The 2958-nt window shown below is 37.3% G+C and carries 4 protein-coding genes; all 4 read left to right on the top strand.

Translation table 11 applies throughout. The annotated features are described in order from the left end of the window. Positions 1-481: 481 nt before the first annotated feature. The 4 genes from TW85_RS24965 (at position 482) to TW85_RS24950 (ending at position 2590) form a co-directional block, all read left to right on the top strand. The gene (locus tag TW85_RS24965) at positions 482-955 is read left to right on the top strand and encodes a GrpB family protein (protein ID WP_046019851.1); all 474 of its coding nucleotides are present in this window, start codon (positions 482-484) and stop codon (positions 953-955) included. A gap of 80 nt (positions 956-1035) precedes the next feature. Next, positions 1036-1599, top strand: a complete 564-nt coding sequence (locus TW85_RS24960) for a GNAT family N-acetyltransferase (protein ID WP_046019850.1) — start codon at positions 1036-1038, stop codon at positions 1597-1599. 2 nt (positions 1600-1601) lie between these two features. Then, complete coding sequence (locus tag TW85_RS24955; protein ID WP_046019849.1) at positions 1602-2096, top strand: DUF1993 family protein; 495 nt, start codon at positions 1602-1604, stop codon at positions 2094-2096. 29 nt (positions 2097-2125) lie between these two features. Beyond that, positions 2126-2590, top strand: a complete 465-nt coding sequence (locus TW85_RS24950) for a GNAT family N-acetyltransferase (protein ID WP_046019852.1) — start codon at positions 2126-2128, stop codon at positions 2588-2590. The last annotated feature ends 368 nt before the right edge of the window (positions 2591-2958 follow it).

Raw genomic sequence — 2958 nt, 5'->3', positions numbered from 1 at the left:
CGTTAATTCTTTCACAGCCTCTCCTCCGTGGGAATGCGTACTCGCCAGCTCTGCTGGCGTTAGAGCTAAGGTGCCTAAGACTAGAGTAGATCTCGTGGTTAGCGTTTCTTGATAATCACAGAGTCGTCGATTGATCCCATCCCACTCCCCGAAAAATTACAGAAGCAACCCTTTATTAGAAATGCTACGTATCAGCTAGCTGTTATTAAACCTAATCTTATATGTGCATCTCGTCTAGATTGAAATTGAACTATGTCGAAATCTATTTAAAATCAATTGGTTACACTGTTTTTTTGTGTTATAGATTAATCAGATCTTAGTGTGGGAGGATTTAGGTGGAGCGATTTTTTCGATTGATACAATACTACTTTAGCGTTTAAATTAAGATCGATTTTTGTTCGATTCTGATCATTTTTATTAATATGAGAAGAGCTTATTGAATGCTTAATGACGTTTTCTAGCATAACCTTCAAGGGAAAATATGAAGTTCTATAGACCTGATCAATACCAGGTTGGTTGTGAAGCATTGTTTCTTCAGGTTAAGTCGAAAGTGTTAGTGTTGCTTCCTCATGCTCGGGTGGAGCATATAGGAGCATCTTCCATTCCGTATGCTGTTTCCAAAGGTGACTTAGATATTTTTGTGGGCATTAAAGCCGATGAGTTTGAGAGTTCGGTTAAGCTACTCTCTTCTCTAGGTTTTCAAGAGAAAGTTGATACGTTAAGAACGGCTGAGCTCTGTATGCTGGAATCTATTTCACAGGAGGATGTCGCGCTTCAAGTTGTAGTTAATGGGTCTGAGTTTGAATGCTTTTCGAAATTCCGAGACCTTCTTTGTGCTAATGCAGATCTAGTAAAGCAATACAAGAAGCTTAAATTGTCCTGTGAAGACTTATCTCAGGGTGCATATCGAGAAAAAAAATCGGTTTTTGTTGAATGGGTTTTAGCTAAAAGGTAATAAGTAAGTGTCTAACTTCGATGGATGATTGCTTGTTAAGTTATCTACTGTTCACATCTCTTCAAACATAAAAGGATCTTATGTTTCATTTTAGAAAAGCATCTGTAGAGGATGTTACCCAAATAGCGTTAATTCATGTCACCAATTGGAGTGAAGCATATCAAGGCTTAATGCCTGAAGCTTATATCCAAGGTTATAACTTAGAACGCCGCGAGAAACTATGGCATAAGATAATATCTGAAAGCTTAGCTGAGGTTCTAGTGTTTGAAGTGCTTTCTGAAAAGCAGACTTCTTTATTGGTTGGTTTCTTAAGTTATGAAAAAGTTTATGTCTGCGAAAGTCAGTTAAATCGCTGTTTTAGCTTATCTTCTTTATATGTGATACCTAAGTACCAAGGTTTCGGTATCGGTCGTTGCCTTTATCAAGCTTTTGAAGAGAAGTTATTGGCAAGTGTTGGGAGTGCGTCAGCAGAAGTTCGGTTATGGTGTCTTGACTCAAACTTGAGTACGCTTAATTTTTATAGGTATATGGTTTTTTATGAAACTGACAAGCAAGTGAAAGAAGAGAGCCCAGGTGCGTGTTTAATTGATCTAGAGATGGCTAAGGTTCTAGTTTATCAAGAGATGGAAGGAGAGAGGTTTTAATTATGAGTCTTGATATTAGGTCTTTGTTCATTGGTTACCTTGCTCAACTTGAAGTCATTGTGGCTAAAGTGCCTGTAGATATTTTTTCTCTGTCTTTATCTGATGATATGTTTTCTCTAGAAATGAATGCAAAGGTGGCAGCTAACTTTTTATTAAGGGGCTACTGTCCACTAGTAGCTATTGAGTTAGTTTCTTTTTATTCAGAGGTTTCAGGAAAAGGCGCGGTACTTGAGCAAATAACGAAAACCAAAGCGTACTTAGAGCAAACTGTTGTGATTGAGAATCTAGATGATAGTAAAACGCTTATAGACAAAGCGGGGTTTACTGAGGTTGCTTTATCGCCATCCGAGTTTATTCACAAATATATTATCCCTAATTTTTCATTTCATATGAGTATGGTATATGCCATAGCAAGAGTGCATGGTGTTGTATTAAGTAAGGGAGATTATGATGGTCTTCATTCTTACCCTACAGATTTTTCGTTTGTACGTACTTAAGTAATCGATATAAATAGATGGGTGAAAAAATGGAATTAATGTTACTGGCAGATGAGCCTTTGGCTTATAAAGAAGTAGCCAGTTGGTACTTTGAGCAATGGTTATCGAATGTCTCAGATATGACAGTGGGGAGAGTAGAGTCAAAGCTAGCGACTTATACGAATCGAGATAAGGCGCCATTATTGATGTTGGCAAAGTTAGATGGAGAGTTAATTGGTGCAGCCGAACTTAAAATTCATGAAATGGACATTTACCCTGATTACGAATACTGGATAGGGGGTGTTTATGTAAAAAGCTCAGCAAGAGGGGAAGGTGTTGCTACACGTTTAGTTCAAGCTGTTATTAATCAGGCAAAAAAATTTGGAATAAAAAGGCTTTATCTACAGACTGAAAAGCTTAATGGCGGTATCTATTCGAAAGTAGGGTTTAGTCTTATTGAACATGTAGATTATAAAGGCCACTATGTGTCAGTTATGCAGGCTGATTTAACCTAATTAAGAGTTAATAATGTCTTTAAACTGACATATTTACTTGGTGATAGGAGCGTGGTTCCTCAAAATGACTTGTGGGGTAAAAACTTTTGCATAATTTTGATTTAATTGAAAATAATGCTTGCCATAAAATCTGAGATGTATATTATACGCATCCACTGACACGGGGTAGCAAACAAGGCTGCACCGACAAGCTACCAAGTAGCTAACTACAAACGTTCACTCTTATTTAGAACATGTTTAGTAAGTCAGACGCTCTTTAAAATAGTTAATCAGATAATTTGTGTGGGCACTCGCTAGAGACTTCAGCAAGTTGTTCGAGTTGTTAATTGCTACGGCAATTGATGTTCGAATGACTACAAAAAATTTGA

The sequence above is a fragment of the Marinomonas sp. S3726 genome (assembly GCF_000967665.1).
Lineage (GTDB): Bacteria > Pseudomonadota > Gammaproteobacteria > Pseudomonadales > Marinomonadaceae > Marinomonas.
This window is presented reverse-complemented; position numbering and strand designations above follow the sequence as displayed.